At 63.5% G+C, this 1,637-nt stretch carries 1 protein-coding gene; it reads left to right on the top strand.

Annotation, left to right across the window (positions count from 1 at the left end; translation table 11 throughout):
- Nucleotides 1–530: 530 nt before the first annotated feature.
- Nucleotides 531–1,613: an ROK family protein gene (locus ACHZD8_RS04040; RefSeq protein ID WP_394768867.1), complete on the top strand. Its 1,083-nt coding sequence runs from the start codon at nt 531–533 to the stop codon at nt 1,611–1,613.
- Nucleotides 1,614–1,637 lie beyond the last annotated feature (24 nt).

Raw genomic sequence — 1,637 nt, 5'->3', positions numbered from 1 at the left:
GACTAGGTCGTGTTTGACATGCTCACTCCCTCGCTAGATGCGGCTGCTACCGGCCCGCCGGATCTACCCAGACCATGGTCCGGCCCGTAGGCGGTGTGGCCGATCGCATCTACGTGACCGTCAGGCCGAGGGGCCCCGGTCGGAACCTATGGATGTTCCGTATCCGATTGTGTTAGCGCTCGCTTGACTCGGAGCCGAAACAGCCCTTCGCGCCAATTGCCGAGATGCAACTCACCAACGCGGCAGCACAGACATGGACCTCGATCGGCCCTGCTGTAGCAGCCGGGCGAGGCGGACAATCGCCCAACTCCGCCCAACTCCGCCCAACTCCGCCCGACTCCGCCCGACGGAGGCGAACGGGGTTTGCAACAAAAGATATTTTAATATATAAATTAATGAGTGAAGTTTGGACGGAAATGGCAAAGAAGGCATCGGTTCGCGACGTTCGTCGAACCAACCGCGCACTACTTGTGCGGCGACTGGTGTTGTCCGGTGCCACTTCAAGGTCCGCACTGGGAGACGACACAGGCTTGTCGGCCGCCACAGTCACCAACGTCATCAACGAACTCATCGACGAGGCCATCGTGCAGGAGGAGGGGTTCCTCGATTCGGTCGGCGGGCGGCGGCGCGTCGTCGTCGCGGTAAACAAAGCGGCAGCCGTCGTGTTCGGCTCGGACATCAGTGAGATCGACGTGACCACCGAAGCATTCGATCTCACGCTCAACCGTCTTGCGCGACGCACCTTCGCGTTCCCCGACCGCAGGATCACGCCCGAACGCGTTATCGAGGTGCTTCATGAGCAGACCAGCGAGATCCTCGCCGAGCTCGACATCGACCGCAAGATCGTGCTGGGTCTCGGGCTCGGCGTGCCCGGCATCGTGGAGAACCCCGCTTCGGCCTCCGAATCGGTGATCCACGCCCCGGCGATCGGCTGGGATTCCGTGCGGTTGAGGGGGCTTGAGGACATCGTCGGATTCCCCGTCCACGTCGACAACGGCGCCAAGACGACGACGCAGGCCGAATCCTGGTACGGGGCCGCGCGCGGCTCGGACCACGCGATCGTCGTGCTCATCGGGGCCAGCGCCGGTGCTGGCATCGTGACGAACGGGCGCCTCTACCGCGGGTTCAGCAGTAGCGCGGGCGAATGGGGCCACACGAAGATCAGTCTCACCGGCCGGCAGTGCACCTGCGGTTCGTACGGATGCGTGGAGACGTTCGTCGGGGCATCCGCCGCCCTTCACGACTGGACCCAGTCGGAGATGACCTGGGCGGGGCGTGAGACCGAGGGCATCACCGCGATGTTCGCCGCGATCGGCGCCGGCGACAAGGAAGCCGAACGGGTAATGAACACCCTGGTCGAGCACCTCGGCTTCGCCCTCTCGAACCTGATCAACATGTACAACCCCGAGACCATCGTGGTCAGCGGATGGTTCGGCGACCAGCTCGCCGAGCACTACCTGGATGACATCGCGAGCGCGAGCCGCCGATTCTCCCTAGAGCAACCCGGAAGTGAGGCCGTGCTGAAGCGGTCAAAGCTGGGGCAGAACGCCGTCGCCCTGGGCGCGGCAACCCTCCCGCTTGACCGCTTCATCGAAATGGGTTGGCCCCAATAATCAGCACTGAGAAAGGAATCGCAA

The organism is Lacisediminihabitans sp. (assembly GCF_043726815.1).
Classification (GTDB): Bacteria; Actinomycetota; Actinomycetes; order Actinomycetales; family Microbacteriaceae; genus Lacisediminihabitans.
Note: the sequence above shows the minus strand (reverse complement) of the source record. Positions and strands in the feature narration are given on the sequence as shown.